This is a genomic window from Nostoc sp. FACHB-133, assembly GCF_014698055.1.
GTDB lineage: Bacteria > Cyanobacteriota > Cyanobacteriia > Cyanobacteriales > Nostocaceae > Nostoc.
Genome location: NZ_JACJSH010000015.1, coordinates 15,175 through 29,664, shown reverse-complemented (window position 1 = coordinate 29,664; position 14,490 = coordinate 15,175). Strand labels below are relative to the sequence as shown.

Below are 14,490 nucleotides of genomic sequence, written 5' to 3'. Positions count from 1 at the left end.
GATAACTATTTAGCAATCCTAATACCGATTCTATTTGAAGCCGTGCTTGATTTACGTAGGGCAATACATAAATTGCTCCTACAGGTTGTAGTTTTTCATAACTCTTAATAAGCGCATTTTCAAACAGAAAATTCAATTCTGATTGCTATAGATTATGGACTAAGTACTAGTTGCCATTCTCTGTTTTGAGAATTCCATTTAGGTAATTGAGTTTCACCAACAACATAGGGGCCCCAATAACGACGGGAGCCATCTTGTGCGAAGGCAACTAAAATATCTCCCTTCTCCAGCTTTAAATTATTCTGAGGTAGGGATAGAACCAGTCCCTTCTCACTACCTTCTTGAGGAGCAAAATCCCAATGTGCTGGTACATCATAGTTAGCCTGTTTAGTACCAGAGCCTTTTGCTACCGACTGTCGCGCCAGTAGAGCCAGGCGTACAGGTTGATTTGTTTGATTACTCATCCGCAAAGTCCCTTGATTCTTAGCAACGTTTGCTGATTTATCACGCTCTGCTAAGACAGGATAAGTATTCTCTTTACTACTATGTTCTACTTTATTGCTTGGAGTAGATAGATTAACGGAAATACCTTTTTCAGATGAAACAGGTTTAGAGGAAGTTGTCTCCCACTCTTGAGTTTCACTTGGCAGTTGTGAAGATGTATCTGGGTTTGCGGACTCAAAGGATACACTCACTCCAAAGCATCCCACCAGAGCAACAAGCAGTCCCAAGCAACAAGCTGTAACACCGACGTTACGATACACTAAAGATTTCATATTGATAGTTTTTAGAAATAAATATTTTGTCTAGGCTTGACCAAATAGTAGCCTATTATCACGAAAGACAATTATGAAAAGTAGCTTAAGATATATTTTATTCAGATTATGCACATCAATGTATTATAAGTATCATTCTGATTAGAAAATATTTGGAGGAAATTATTTCAGTGATGACTGAAAAACAACAGTTACAGACACTAATTGCTTTGTGTATTGACCGTAGGCTTGGATAAAAACAATAAAATTCGATACTGAACCAGCCAATGTATTTGTATAGAAAAATAAAAATATCGTGAAAATACTAGCAGAGACAACAAAGTGTCTTTTGCCAGCCCAGATGATAAATATATTTCATCTTGGGTTAGAACAAGCAGCCTTGAAAGCGCTTGTGCTTCCTTAAAGATAATAGAATGTGGAAATTTCAATTAACGCTGGAAACCCAGCATATATCTATAATATTAACAAATAAGCTTAGGCTACAACCAATATATTCTTTAATAATATAAAGATATTTCAAGATATCTTGACTTTTTCCCAGAAGTCTATCTGATGCAAAACACTCGTCTGAATAACTTGTTGGATGCCATTGCTACACGCTTGGGGCAATGGTTTTTAAATCCTTGGCGGCGATTATCGTTGCTGATAATTAGTTTTTTGTTTGGTTTTTTTCTGGGAAACGCAGTTTCCACTACAGCTGGTCAACGGGCAGAATTAGATATTGTGGTAGCTGGTTTTTTAGTAGTGTTAACGGAAGTTACCAGTAGGATATTTTACAGTCAGAGCTTTTTTAGCAAGCGATCGCTCTTTGTAGACTCACTAAATCTCCTCAAAGTTGGTTTCACCTACAGCCTGTTTCTCGAAGCCTTTAAGCTGGGATCGTGAGAATAGGGAGGGGGCAGAGGAGCAGAGGAGCAGAGGGGCAGAGGAGCAGAGGGGCAGAGGAGCAGAGGAGCAGGGGAGCAGGGGGCAGGGGGCAGGGGGACAGAGGGGCATAAGGGGAAATTATGAGTTTGTGGCTGGGTGAAATTTTAATTTCAGAAACTGTAACTGAAACTTGGCAGCAGCAAGCAAGAGAAGCAGCACTAGCAGATAGGTTAAGGGCAAAAGCTTTTGGGATCACGCCGGAAAATGTCGATGAAGCGATCGCTTTTCGATCGCATTTACTAAAATCTGTCTTCCCAGCTTTTAGCCAATTCTGCCAAACTACCCTCCAAATCGAACCCAAGAAAATGTTACAAGTATTGTGGGACTTGTGGCTGCCTTTGGGGATCAAACTAGCATCGCAGCGCCAACAGTTGGAACGCCCTCTGATTCAAGGAATATTAGGAGGACAAGGCACTGGCAAAACTACAATGTCTAAAGTTCTCAGTTTGATTTTGAATCAGTTGGGATACCAGACTCTGAGTTTATCTTTGGATGACTTATATAAAACTTACAGCGATCGCTTGGTCTTAACACAGCAAGATCCCCGGTTGATTTGGCGCGGCCCACCAGGAACCCACGATGTAGATTTAGGCTTAGATGTACTAGATCGCATTCGTCAGTCGCAAAGTTCAGTTATGGTTCCCCGCTTTGATAAATCTGCATACAAAGGCGCTGGCGATCGCACTAATTCAGAAATGGTTACAGGTATAGATATTGTACTATTTGAAGGTTGGTTTGTGGGTGTACGACCAATTAATGCAGATGTATTTGATACTGCACCACCGCCAATTGTCACAAATGAAGATAGAGCATTTGCTCGTGATATGAATCTTCGTCTCCACGATTATTTACCACTGTGGGATCGATTGGACAGCTTAATTTTGCTATATCCAACCGATTATCGCTGTTCTTTGGAGTGGCGCAAACAGGCAGAACAGCAAATGATCGCTGCGGGTAAGTCGGGGATGAGCAATGCAGAGATAGAACAATTTGTCAATTATTTTTGGCGATCGCTTCACCCGGAATTATTTATCAAGCCCTTGGTAAAAGATGCAACAGCAGTTGATCTAGTGATTGAGATCCATGCCGATCATAGCTTTGGTGAAGTTTATTGCGATCGGTCTAATTCGTAATTCGTAGCAATCATGTCCGGTGGGTAATAGTTATGATTGCCAAAGTTATTGCACCTCTAATGTCAGTTGCTCCACTAAGCGCTTCTCTGCGAAACGCTTTGTGAAGGCCCATCCTGCGGCGGGGAAGACCCATTGGCGCTCAATACTGCTCGGTTTTTGCATTTTTAACTCGAAATTGGGTTTTGGGAAAAGGTTAAAGGGTAAAGGTTAAAGGTTTTTTCTTTCCCCTTTCCCGCAACCCCATTCCCCAAAACCCGACAAGTATTGCCTTGGCGCTAGCCTCTCTCTTTAGGAAAAACCGCGCTTGGCTCTCTTTTAACATTTTTGAGGGGTCTAAGTCCCTCACTTATATTGCGCGACAAGTTTTGCCGTGGAGTTAAAATCCCCAGACGCTCACGGACTCGCTAATGCAAAACTTAATTACGAATTACGAATTACGAATTACGAATTACGAATTACGAATTACGAATTACGAATTACGAATTATGAGACTACTTGCCACCAACCGAAAGCTGGGCCTATAAAACGGATAGTTGCCCATCCTACAACCATAAGACCAATACCTATCCAGGCACCGCGAGTTGTCCAACTGACAAATTGTTCAGCTTGAGTTTTTGTGATGGGAACCCAAGACAAGATGCGAGTCTCTTGACCGTATGTTTCTCCGTGTGTGGTTTTACGACGCTTTGCTTCACCCATAATCAGCAACTCAAATTTTACTTAGGTTCTAAATTTATCTTGCCAGGAATTATGGCTATAGACAATTGGGGAATGGGGAATGGGGAATGGGAAATGGGGCATGAGAATGACTTTAAGCAGAATTTTCCTCATCGGTATTAGCAAACAAACTTGGGTCGAGATAGTTAATACGTGCCAGAGGACTTAAGGCAGTAAGAATTTGAGCGCCGTAGCTACGATTAACTACACGACTATCAAGTAAAGCAACAATGCCTTGACTTTCTCGGACTGGCGCGATCGCTCTTTGTAATTCATTCAAGGCTGCTGGCAATAAATATAAACGAAACCAATCTTGATGCGATCGCTTATAAAGAGCTACCCTACCAGCGACTAGCGGATTTTCTAAAGATGGTAAAGGTAAAGTAGCAATAATTAACAAATGGGGTGCTGGTAAGACTCGCTGATGTTCTCGCCAAAATTCCCAACCGCTAATCAAAATACCATTTTCATCTAAACAAGTTTTTTCTACCTGCACTCGTGAACCAAACTCTGATGCCAGAATTGTCGCCACTTGAGATTTGAGTGGTACATCTCCCACCAAGACAACCGTTAATCCTGGTGCTGTAGCACTTAGACAAACCAGTGTGCGGACTTTGTGAATAAATGCCGCTTGAAATTCTGGCGTGTTAGGTAAGGGCAATTTATAGGGTACATACAGTTGAATTGCTTCTGCTTGACTCTCCGAGGAGAATTTCAGGCAAGTTAAATCTTCCAAACCAAGGCGCTGTCGGAAAAGAGGAGCCTCAGTTTCCGGTTCTATAGCGCTGCCAATCAAAACTACTGGTTGTCGCTGCCATAAGGGTAAGAGGATTTCTCTTAATTCCATTGGGGCATAGTGCAAAGAAAATAAACCTTGTCTATGGGCTATAGTCGCCCAGAAGAGAGGAGGGGGAGCAGGGGAGGCAGGGGGGGAAAGATTTTCATCAAGGGTTTGAAATTGTTTCCAGAATTGTTTCCAGGGTTCTGGCAGTGATTGTACTGACTCTAAAGCTAAATAGAGACGGCTTAAAATATCTATTTCTGGCTGGGAAATTAGATAGCACTGATATGGATTAACAGGATGCTGAAAAAGTTCGTGTGTCAGCTGTATCCGTGCTTCGCTAATTGCCTCAGCTTGATTTGGACAAGCCAACATGAGTTCGTCCCAATCATGGGGTTGAATATCTTGGGTAAGTTGATCGCGCACCCAATCTTCGAGATCGTCTACCCCATCAATAATTGTAGGGATGCCTTCGGGAAAGCGATCGCCACCAGCAAATTGTCCTCTTAACCAAGCTTCTGGAGAGGTTAACAGTAGCCCTTGGAACTCAGCATCAGGCCAAGCGTCACCTGTTCTAATTGATTTATTGGCTGGTAGCCACTGCTGTAGACGGGGAATTTCTATCCGCAGCAGAAGTTGCTGCACTGGTTCTTGAGCAACAATAATTACAGGGCCGTGCCACATTAGGGCTGATGCTACAAAACTAGTGCGATACCGCCCTTGATAGCCACAAACCGCTCCTACTTGAATTAGGGCACTACGTCCCAGGCGCAAGGCGCGTGCTACCAACCGTGCCATCGTCAAATGATGGGGCCAGGAAGGGAACCCCGCTTGCGATCGCAAAAAGTTATGTAGTGACAAATGAACTTCTGCCTCAATCACACGCTTTTAATTCCATACAAAGTGATTTTTACTTCCAATTGCCCCATTTCTATTATCTTGTCATTTGTCATTTGTCCTTTGTTCTTTGTCATTTGTCAGTTGTCCTTTATCCTTTGCTAATGACCAATGACCAATGACCAATGACCAATTCCCAATTCCCAATTCCCAATTCCCAATTCTCTAAATTATGCCAACTTACACAGGAATTTCCAGCGAAGCCTTCAGGCATCCACTAGATCGCCAAGCCGAGCAAGCTTTACGAAATTTACCGGGATTTGATTTAATCGCTCGTAAATTTGTGGAATTTATCTACGAACGCCCTCAATTAGTCTATCTAATGGGTAACACCATCCAAGTCGGGCCGCGTCAGTATTCCACTATTTACCAGATGTTTCGGGAATGCGTCCGAGATTTGGACATTTACCCAGAACCCGCGCTGTTTGTCTCGCAAGATCCCCAAGCAAATAGCTATGCACTGGGGCAAGAGAATCCTTACATAGTCATAAATACAGGGATACTAGACTTACTAGACGAAGCTGAGATTCGGGCGGTGCTAGCCCATGAACTGGGGCATATTAAATGTGGTCATACTATTTTAATTCAAATGGCGATGTGGGCGATGAGTGCTGCTTCTGCCTTGGGCGAATTGACCTTTGGCCTCGGTAATCTTGTAACACAAGGCTTGATTTACGCCTTTTTTGAGTGGCGGCGCAAAGCCGAGTTATCGTCAGATCGCGCCGCACTGCTGGTAATGGATGACTTGAATCCGGTAATGTCAACCATGATGAAACTCTCTGGCGGTAGCCACAAATATGCCAATGAATGTAGTTTACAAGAATTTATCAAGCAGTCAGAAAATTATCAGGCACTGGATGAAGATGGACTGAATCAGATATATAAATTTTTGATTTACAACGGCGCTCAGGGTACGATGTTGAGTCATCCTTTCCCAGTTGAACGCCTGCATTACTTACGGGCGTGGGCAGTATCCGAAGAATACCAGCAAATTCGCCAAGGAAATTATCAGCGATCGCCTGCTTCTGGCTCAGTAAATGTTGCAGCAGAATCTTCCCCAAATGAAACAGATAATTTGCGCCGTCAAATTGAGGAATTACGACGGGAAATCAACAGAATGAGAAGACCTGATACTAATTCGTAATTAAGGAGCAATCACCGTAGGGCGGGCACTGGTATTAGTAAATAGTGCCTAGCCTACTTAATATTGATGAAAAATATTGATTATACCACGTTAACGCACTCTTTGGGGTAGGATAAATTCAATATTCAAAATTAAAAACTTGAAAATTGCTTAACTATATCTGAGCATTAAATTTAGATGTAGGCATTTATCAATATGGCAATTCACTTGACAAAACGGCTTTCTGTGTTCGCTACTATTCTAGCTCTTGTCCTTTCCATGCCGGGAATTGCCTTAGCTACACCGGTTCAACTCCATACTACTTCTGGAGTCATTTTCGCCCAAATTACCAAAACTGCAAGTTACTCCACCTTGTCGGATATTAATCTGACTCCCTTACAAAGCCAAGAACTCCAGGCTGTGCGTCAAAGAAGAAACAGAGAAATTGAGGCAGTTTTAAACACATCACAACGCGCCCAACTTAATCGCAATCTCCGGGCTGGTAATAATATGAATCAAGCCCTAGTAAAGCTAAATTTACAACCAGAACAGCAAGATTTAGTCAAGGCGATCGTCCAATTTACTAACTTGAAAATGAAGGCTATTTTATCTAGACATTCGCTAAAAATCGTACAGAAATAAAGGTTTTATTTTTAGAGGGTGTTTGAAAAGTATCTCATTGTGACTTTAGGCACTTTAGATCCCCCCTAACCCCCTTAAAAAGAGGGGGAAACCAGAATCAAAGTCCCCAATTTATCAGGGCATTTAGAGCGATCTAAAACTTTTGATACTCCGGTGATATTCGTTTACAGTCCACAGGCGGACTCTAGTTTGTATCATTATGCCTGGGTTGGGCTACGCTTACGCACGTGCCCTCTAGGACAAATATCTCTTCCTCTCAACTTTTGCAGCATCTATAATTAATCTTGCCCTATTTAGTTCGTTACCATGTCGGAAGAAGATATCCGGGCCGCAAGGCTGGAGAAAGTAGAACAACTCAAGCAGCTAGGGACTAATCCCTACGCCTATCGTTGGGAATCTACTCATCATGCAGCGCAGTTGCAAGAAAAGTTTGCTGATTTAGCCAGTGGTGAAGAAATTGATTTAGAAGTTGCGATCGCAGGACGCATTATGGCGCGTCGCGTTTTCGGTAAACTGGCTTTCTTCACCTTGCAAGATGAAACTGGCACAATTCAGCTTTATTTGGATAAAAATCGCATCCAAGAAAGCATGGCAGATATTGATGCTGATGCCTTCAATCACTTAAAACAACTCACAGATGCAGGCGACATCCTGGGAGTTAAAGGTACTATTAAACGGACTGAAAAGGGCGAGTTATCTGTCTACGTTAAACAATATACTATCCTGACTAAATCCCTGTTGCCCCTACCCGACAAGTGGCATGGATTAACGGATGTTGCCAAGCGCTACCGTCAGCGCTACGTTGACTTGATTGTTAACCCGGAAGTGCGGCAAACTTTCCGCCGTCGCGCCCAAATTACTGCCGGTATTCGCCGTTATTTAGAAGAACGAGATTTTCTGGAAATTGAAACGCCAGTTTTGCAAAGTGAGACTGGGGGTGCAGATGCACGTCCATTTATCACTTACCACAACACCTTAGAAATGGAGTTGTATCTGCGAATTGCCACAGAACTTCATCTCAAGCGGTTGATTGTCGGTGGTTTTGAAAAGGTGTTTGAATTGGGGCGGGTTTTCCGTAATGAGGGAATTTCGACTCGACATAATCCCGAATTCACGACGATTGAAGTTTACCAAGCCTACGCCGACTATAACGATATGATGGCGCTGACTGAGGGAATTATTACCACTGTCGCCCAAGACGTACTCGGTACGCTGCAAATTACCTACCAAGGGGAACCTATAGATTTAACACCACCTTGGCGGCGAGTGACAATGCACGATTTAGTTAAAGAATTTACAGGCTTAGATTTCAACTCTTTTCAAACCTTGGAAGAAGCAAAAACAGCGAGTAAAAATGCTGGTATTCCTGGTATAGATGATGCCAAATCAATTGGAAAGTTACTAAATTTAGCTTTTGAAGAGAAAGTAGAAGCTAATTTAATTCAACCTACCTTTGTAATTGATTACCCAGTAGAAATTTCGCCCTTAGCAAAACCCCATCGTTCTCAACCTGGTTTGGTGGAAAGATTTGAGTTATTTATCGTCGGGCGAGAAACTGGAAACAGCTTCTCAGAACTTACAGATCCCATCGATCAAAGAGAACGCCTAGAAGCCCAAGCTGAAAGAAAAGCTGCTGGCGACTTAGAAGCCCAAGGTGTAGATGAAGACTTTTTGACAGCCCTTGAATACGGTATGCCGCCTACAGGTGGTTTAGGGATTGGGATTGATCGGTTGGTAATGTTGTTAACTGATTGTGCTAGTATTCGGGATGCGATCGCCTTCCCTCTACTGAAGCCTGAAGGCAGTGTTATTAAGCAATTTAGCTATGAGCCAACAACTCAAACACTGACTATTGAATTTGATAGTGGAAGTGTTTACGAGTATTTCAAAGTCCCTCCCAGTGTCAAAGATGAATTAGACAATGCCCCATCCAAAGGTCAATACTTTAACAAGCTTATTAAAGGAAAATTTAAGTTTGAACAGTTGAGTTGAGTTAGTAAGTACTATATCTCGCTACTGTTCGCGAAGCGTTTCCACAGGGGACAAAGTACCGTTACAGTGGTAGCCTTCTCGCGGTGTTAAGTAAAAAACATCCCATCATAGTGGCGCACATTTATTTGTGCGCCCTTTAATTTGTTTATGCCTAGCCAAAAAAATATTGTGTGGTGCGATGCCTACGAGGACAAGCTACGCACCACACAATCTCAAATAATCTTATAATGACTAATTCGCTACCTCAGCCACCTCAATCACGCGCCCTTCATAGTCTTTGACCAAAAAGTTTAGGGGCTTCTGGTTACGAATCTTGAATTTCAAACCGCGCGTTTCGACTCGCATTAAAATCATTTCCAAGCAGTCGTGGTCAAAACAAACGTGGCGTTGCTGATTTTTGCTACCTAAACTCGCACCAGTAATAACGTGTAGCTGGGTGTTTTTCTTCAATTGATACCACAGCCCTTCGGTAGCATTATTCATCATTTTGCTTGACAAACTCGGCCCTGTAGACATGTATAGCGGATCAATCCCAGTTGCGCCTATAGTTTGTTCGTAGTTGTAGTAATAGTGCAAGGGCACCTCAGCTGCTGGCAAATCTAGCAGCCCTTCATACAACTGTCGGGCAATCTCCAAATCTGACACCATGACAGTGTGTACTTTTGGGGCACTGGTGAGGAACATCCACATCGCACCAGCGTAAGCTGCTAGCAGCATTACCATAATGCCTTGGGTGGAAAACAGGCTATCTAAAGGTAAGGAAGGCAAAAAGGAGCCTAAAGTAAGGGGGCTGAGGAGAAACGACATCACACTAACTGCTATAACCATGAACAAATAAAGATTCTATAGGGGAAGCGATTTTATAATTGTCGATTAAGACTAAAATTAAGTCCTTGTTTCTAGTTTATCAATAACTCAAGTTGTCTGAGTCTCGGCTACAAACTGGGCAACACCAAGATATTATGCGATTAACTACGGGAGTGCAATTCCCAAAATTATTTTAACAACTATCAACTCAAAGACTTGTGCAAATTCCTCATTTTCCTGAAGCTAATCATCCTCTGGTAAAGTCGCTATTTCATCACAGTGACCATGAACTACTGACTTTGTTTCAGCGCCATCCAGATGCTGGAAAGTATTTTACGGTGATTTTTTGCCGCTATAGCCCCATAGTGTATACCTTAATTCGGCATTCGGCGCGATCGCCTGTGCAAGCAGATTATCTGTTTGCCCTCACCTGGCGGCATATCTATTACGAACTCGGTGGACTAAATTTAACCAGCCCTGAATCAGGTGAGCCAGCCTTAACCATGCAAAATTGGTTAATTAATATGACAGCTTTCTGTATTAACGAAATTAAGCTACCACCCACAGAAGCAATTCATTATTCTCTGCAAGCGACTTCACCACCGCTATGGTGCTATGTACAACAGGCATTAGACCAACTACCCCCTGTTTTACGATTAATCGTGTTAATGTCTCAAACTTTCCACTGGAGCGAAACAAGAATCGCTGCCTATCTGCAAGCCGAAGGAGAAGCGATCGCTCCCAACGAAGTAGCCAATTTTCTTCAGGAAGGCTATCGTATGCTAGAGGACAAATTACCCACAGATATCCGCGCCATATACTTTGGGGAAGATTTAGCTCAATCCTAGCTTAAGTGTAAACGCGTATATTGTTTGTCTTCAATTTATAAACTTAAAACTTCTTCTTAGACCTTCTACTTAAACCCGCAACTTTACGGGTAATTTTTATGAAACAACGGCTTGTATTTCCAAGGCAATTAGTTTGTGTAGGTGTAATTTCTCGTCCCCAGGTGCTTTTACACAGCTTTTTACTGTTTACTTTTTTGCTGAGTCCTATAGCTGCTGGTGCGGTTGATATTACGCAACAACTCCATCGTCCTTTAAATAGTTCTGTTGGGCGACAATCAAGAGATGAAGCAGATAGCTTACTACGTATCGGTGAACAACAATATGCTTCAGGATATGCCGATAAAACAATTGCATCTTGCTTGCAGGCACTAGAACTATATCACTCAATTGGCGACCTAAAAGCACAAGGTCTGACTTACAATTTGCTTGCAAAGGCTTATATCCAGCTTGATAGTGCAAAAGAGGCAGAAGATGCTTTACGACGAGGATTAGCGATCGCTCGTGATACGAAAGACTTCCAATCTCAGATTTTTGTGCTAAATAATATTGGTACATTTCTCCTGCAACAAGGAGAAGTTTCTGCTGCTGGTAAAACAGTTGAAGATGCACTCGCAATTGCTCACGGTGTCAAAAACATTGAAGGGGAAGGACTATCTTTGAGCAATTTGGGTTTGGTAACTGCTAGGTTGGGAGATTACAACAAGGCGATTAAATTGTATGAAAATGCCTTAATTTTCCGCCGTCAGACTGGCGATGCCATTGGTGAAGCAAATACCCTGAATAATTTAGGTGATGCCTACCGAGCATCGGGAAATTATCAAGATACCATTGCTACCTATGGTGAAGCGATGCGGACAGCTAAAACTAACCGCGATCGCACCAATGAATTACGTGCAATTGACGGTTTAGTGAAAGCTCACACTGCTGTTGGACGCTATGAACGGGCTTTTGATTTACTAGAGCAACGTTTAGCACTCGCTAAAGAATTGCAAAATTTGCGAGAAGAATTAAAATCTTTTGAGTCTTACGCTCAGTTATACAAACAACAAGGTAATTATCTAACTGCTCGTAATTTTTACGAAAGGGCGATTATACTGGCGCGGACATTGGAAGACAGTAAGCAAGAAGTGCAATTGCTGGATCAGCTAACTAAAATGCTTCAGCGAAAGTAGGGGCAATTTATGCCCCTACTTTCGTACTTAATTTGATTAATTCAAGAATACTGAACCATTTCGTTCAATTCTCATAGCACTTCTGCCCTGTGCTGCATTGGTGGCTTCGTTAAATCTAACTTCTAAGTTTCCTGGCTCTGAAGAAGCTTGCGGAGTCACTATTAACTGTCCACCATCTTCTCGTTCAAATGTCACCGTTACTGGTGCCCTTAGACCTTGCAATATTACATTTGACTTACCTTGTAGCGATCGCGGTGCCGTATCGCCAATCACTTGGAAAGTTACATTAGCCGCAGTGTCATTTACTAACCTGATATTAACTGTACCATTTGCCAGTGCGATCGTCGCGCTGGGGGTTTGCCGTGGTTGTAGTTGTCGTGGTTGATCTGTTGAAACCGCCCCTGGTGAGGGCTGTTGAGTTTGATCTCCAGGGGCTGGGCGTGGTGGTGTGACACCTGTTTCTGGAGATTCACCGCCGACACCCAATCTTGTTTGCTCTTGTGATGGGGTAGGAGAGGTGGGAAGAAGCCCTTGAGCAGCTAGTCTTTGAGTTAGCGCATTCGGAGGACATCCTTGCGGTACCACAACCCGACTATTATGTGGTTCCTCGTAGAAAATTCTCGGACAGGGGTTAATCTTCGGAGTAGATTCTTGTCCTACTGATTGTTGTGCTATTGCTTGAGGAATTACTGGCAGACTAATCATCAATCCACCACAAATAGCACCAAATAACTCAGCAGACTTACGAAAGTTTTGACGCTTCATATTCATTATTGGCTCCTGATCTGAATTTTTCTTTATTTAAAAATTTTTCAACCAGCAAATTTAATTAGTGGCTAATCTGTTATCTAAACACCTAGACTTTAACAATATAGTCAAGCTTTGTTCTCTAGCTAGAGGTTTAGAAATAATAGATTAGCAGACATAAATATCCCATTCTAAAGTTTCAAATTAATAGTTAAATCTGCAATTGTTGCTATTAATATTAGTAAATAAATTCACTTGTCTGCATCTGTCACAGGAAACAATTGTTGAATTTGCGATTTAAGACTCAAGAGTTATCGGTAAAGTCACAGTAAACGTTGTGCCAATACCTTGGGTGCTTTCAACTTGAATATGACCCTGATGATGTTCGACAATAGCTTGAGCGATCGCTAATCCCAATCCTGAACCAGTAGCACTGGCTGTAGCTGTATTTCCTGTTGTATGAGTGCGTGCTGGATCTACCCGATAAAAGCGGTCAAACAAGCGTGGTAGTGCCTCTGCGGGGATGCCAACTCCGGTATCACTCACCTTAACTTGCAACTGGGCACTGGTATAACGTAGTCCAGAAACGCGATTTATTCCCTCTATCCGCGCTAATTCAACTTTCACCCGTCCGCCAGATGGAGTGTAATGCAAGGCGTTAGCAATCAAATTTGTGAACAGGCGCACCAGTTGATCCCAATTACCCACAAAGGTAAACCAATTTTCCAGTAATTCAGGGTTAGTTTCAGAGGCAGGAGGATCAACTAAGTCTAGAGAAAGGGCGATTTTTTTTTCAGGGACTAACAATTGTTGTTCTTCAACCACTTCCATCAGCAAGGCATCTAGCGGACAAGGTGAAAAAATATCTTTGCTAATCCCACTATCCTGTCGTGCTAAGAAAAGTAAGTCATTGACTAATTTACCCAAACGCTGGGTTAAGCGTTCTACTACCTTTAACTGTTGCCGATACTGCAAAGAAGTGGTTGCTTCTGTCTCTGCTAAATCCAAGTCAGCAAGGGCAACTTGCACATTTGTTTGAATCAAAGTAATCGGACTTCTAAGTTCGTGGGAAGCATCAGCAGTGAATTGTTTGAGGCGTTGGTAAGACTCTCCTACAGGTTCCATCGCTTTACCCGAAAGAAACCAGCCACTTGCACCCACAGAAACCACCATTAAACCAATACCTAGCGCCAAATCAAAAATTAACTCACGACTGGGTTTAGTGACTTCAAACCAGGGATGGCTAACACGCAGATATCCTAATACTTGCCGCCCTACTTCCACCCGTTGGGTAACTTGCCGTAATAACAATGGGGAGTGGGCAGTAAAGGGCGAGGAGTTAGGAGTGAGGAGTTTATCATCTTTGCCTTTTTCTTTCTCTCCCTTAACTACGCGCACAGTTTCACCAGTGCGGTTGGCATGAATGGGAATATTTAGGGGTTCGGATAGCGTTGACCAAAGTAATTCACCAGTTGGACTAAACCATTCAAGGTCGATGTGGTCATCCTCTACGGTGTCGGCATTCTCAGGAAAACTGGCTTCTAGATTATTAATGCGAAATTGATCTGCATCAGCATTAATTGGCTCAAATATGAGCTTAGATGCACAGGGGCTTGTTGTGAGACAACGCTCCACTATTTCCACTACATGGTTAAGGGTATCGTCAATGCGCTCAATCAGTGTACTGCGGACGTATAAATAAACGCCACTAGCAAACAGTAGTAGTAATACAGCAGTGACGGAAGTATACCAAAGGGCAAGACGGCGACGAGTAGCTTGAAACATATTGTAATGCCGCGAAAAATGCTTGAGTTAAGCGAGTTAGCAAAGAAAAAAACAGATATGTATTATCGATTATTTTCCTTGAGAATATTATTAATCAGGCTCTAACCGTAAAATTTTTACACTAAAATTCTTTAGAAAAATAA

At 42.5% G+C, this 14,490-nt stretch carries 13 protein-coding genes; 7 read left to right on the top strand and 6 right to left on the bottom strand.

The annotated features are described in order from the left end of the window. Nucleotides 1-152: 152 nt before the first annotated feature. A complete protein-coding gene (locus H6G86_RS14220) occupies nt 153-776 on the bottom strand; it encodes a hypothetical protein (protein WP_190934873.1) in 624 nt (207 codons plus the stop codon). 552 nt (nt 777-1,328) lie between these two features. Between H6G86_RS14220 and H6G86_RS14215 the strand changes: the two genes are divergently transcribed. Continuing rightward, a complete protein-coding gene (locus H6G86_RS14215; RefSeq protein WP_114081443.1) occupies nt 1,329-1,661 on the top strand; it encodes a DUF565 domain-containing protein in 333 nt (110 codons plus the stop codon). Nucleotides 1,662-1,783: 122 nt separating this feature from the next. After that, nucleotides 1,784-2,836 carry a glycerate kinase gene (locus H6G86_RS14210; protein WP_190934872.1) on the top strand — a complete coding sequence of 351 codons (1,053 nt, stop codon included), beginning with the start codon at nt 1,784-1,786 and terminating at the stop codon, nt 2,834-2,836. A gap of 483 nt (nt 2,837-3,319) precedes the next feature. Here the strand turns inward: H6G86_RS14210 and H6G86_RS14205 are convergent, their stop codons facing one another. Both H6G86_RS14205 and H6G86_RS14200 read right to left on the bottom strand, forming a co-directional pair. Further along, nucleotides 3,320-3,535, bottom strand: a complete 216-nt coding sequence (locus H6G86_RS14205) for a DUF2839 domain-containing protein (protein WP_190934871.1) — start codon at nt 3,533-3,535, stop codon at nt 3,320-3,322. A 112-nt stretch (nt 3,536-3,647) separates the two neighbouring features. Further along, nucleotides 3,648-5,216 carry an ATP-dependent DNA helicase gene (locus H6G86_RS14200; RefSeq protein WP_190934870.1) on the bottom strand — a complete coding sequence of 523 codons (1,569 nt, stop codon included), beginning with the start codon at nt 5,214-5,216 and terminating at the stop codon, nt 3,648-3,650. Between the two features lie 187 nt (nt 5,217-5,403). Between H6G86_RS14200 and H6G86_RS14195 the strand changes: the two genes are divergently transcribed. The 3 genes from H6G86_RS14195 to lysS all read left to right on the top strand — a co-directional run bounded on the left by H6G86_RS14195 (nt 5,404) and on the right by lysS (nt 8,988). Next, the gene (locus H6G86_RS14195; RefSeq protein ID WP_190934869.1) at nt 5,404-6,375 is read left to right on the top strand and encodes a M48 family metallopeptidase; all 972 of its coding nucleotides are present in this window, start codon (nt 5,404-5,406) and stop codon (nt 6,373-6,375) included. 195 nt (nt 6,376-6,570) lie between these two features. Further along, nucleotides 6,571-6,996, top strand: coding sequence for a hypothetical protein (locus H6G86_RS14190; protein WP_190934868.1), 426 nt, complete (start codon nt 6,571-6,573; stop codon nt 6,994-6,996). Nucleotides 6,997-7,302: 306 nt separating this feature from the next. Then, nucleotides 7,303-8,988, top strand: coding sequence for a lysine--tRNA ligase (gene lysS, locus H6G86_RS14185; protein ID WP_190934867.1), 1,686 nt, complete (start codon nt 7,303-7,305; stop codon nt 8,986-8,988). 231 nt (nt 8,989-9,219) lie between these two features. Here lysS and H6G86_RS14180 read toward each other — a convergent pair whose 3' ends face one another. After that, nucleotides 9,220-9,816 carry a hypothetical protein gene (locus H6G86_RS14180; RefSeq protein WP_012411481.1) on the bottom strand — a complete coding sequence of 199 codons (597 nt, stop codon included), beginning with the start codon at nt 9,814-9,816 and terminating at the stop codon, nt 9,220-9,222. A gap of 197 nt (nt 9,817-10,013) precedes the next feature. Between H6G86_RS14180 and H6G86_RS14175 the strand changes: the two genes are divergently transcribed. Both H6G86_RS14175 and H6G86_RS14170 read left to right on the top strand, forming a co-directional pair. After that, nucleotides 10,014-10,643, top strand: a complete 630-nt coding sequence (locus H6G86_RS14175; protein WP_190934866.1) for an RNA polymerase sigma factor sigma-70 region 4 domain-containing protein — start codon at nt 10,014-10,016, stop codon at nt 10,641-10,643. Nucleotides 10,644-10,741: 98 nt separating this feature from the next. Beyond that, nucleotides 10,742-11,815 (top strand): tetratricopeptide repeat protein, encoded by a 1,074-nt coding sequence (locus H6G86_RS14170; protein WP_190934865.1) that lies wholly within the window; start codon nt 10,742-10,744, stop codon nt 11,813-11,815. A 36-nt stretch (nt 11,816-11,851) separates the two neighbouring features. On the opposite strand, the gene H6G86_RS14165 is transcribed toward H6G86_RS14170, so the two are convergent. Together H6G86_RS14165 and H6G86_RS14160 are read right to left on the bottom strand one after the other, a co-directional pair. Further along, on the bottom strand, nt 11,852-12,586 hold the full coding sequence (locus H6G86_RS14165) for a hypothetical protein (protein WP_190934864.1): 735 nt from the start codon (nt 12,584-12,586) through the stop codon (nt 11,852-11,854). A gap of 273 nt (nt 12,587-12,859) precedes the next feature. Further along, the gene (locus H6G86_RS14160) at nt 12,860-14,347 is read right to left on the bottom strand and encodes a sensor histidine kinase (RefSeq protein WP_190934863.1); all 1,488 of its coding nucleotides are present in this window, start codon (nt 14,345-14,347) and stop codon (nt 12,860-12,862) included. Between the last annotated feature and the right edge of the window lie 143 nt (nt 14,348-14,490).

Excerpts from the sequence above, each read along its gene's own strand:
- H6G86_RS14215 (WP_114081443.1), top strand. The coding sequence starts at position 1,329 with ATGCAAAACACTCGTCTGAATAACTTGTTGGATGCCATTGCTACACGC.
- H6G86_RS14190 (WP_190934868.1), top strand. The coding sequence starts at position 6,571 with ATGGCAATTCACTTGACAAAACGGCTTTCTGTGTTCGCTACTATTCTA.
- H6G86_RS14220 (WP_190934873.1), bottom strand. The coding sequence starts at position 776 with ATGAAATCTTTAGTGTATCGTAACGTCGGTGTTACAGCTTGTTGCTTG.
- H6G86_RS14205 (WP_190934871.1), bottom strand. The coding sequence starts at position 3,535 with ATGGGTGAAGCAAAGCGTCGTAAAACCACACACGGAGAAACATACGGT.
- H6G86_RS14180 (WP_012411481.1), bottom strand. The coding sequence starts at position 9,816 with ATGGTTATAGCAGTTAGTGTGATGTCGTTTCTCCTCAGCCCCCTTACT.
- H6G86_RS14195 (WP_190934869.1), top strand. The coding sequence starts at position 5,404 with ATGCCAACTTACACAGGAATTTCCAGCGAAGCCTTCAGGCATCCACTA.
- H6G86_RS14170 (WP_190934865.1), top strand. The coding sequence starts at position 10,742 with ATGAAACAACGGCTTGTATTTCCAAGGCAATTAGTTTGTGTAGGTGTA.
- lysS (WP_190934867.1), top strand. The coding sequence starts at position 7,303 with ATGTCGGAAGAAGATATCCGGGCCGCAAGGCTGGAGAAAGTAGAACAA.
- H6G86_RS14165 (WP_190934864.1), bottom strand. The coding sequence starts at position 12,586 with ATGAATATGAAGCGTCAAAACTTTCGTAAGTCTGCTGAGTTATTTGGT.
- H6G86_RS14210 (WP_190934872.1), top strand. The coding sequence starts at position 1,784 with ATGAGTTTGTGGCTGGGTGAAATTTTAATTTCAGAAACTGTAACTGAA.
- H6G86_RS14160 (WP_190934863.1), bottom strand. The coding sequence starts at position 14,347 with ATGTTTCAAGCTACTCGTCGCCGTCTTGCCCTTTGGTATACTTCCGTC.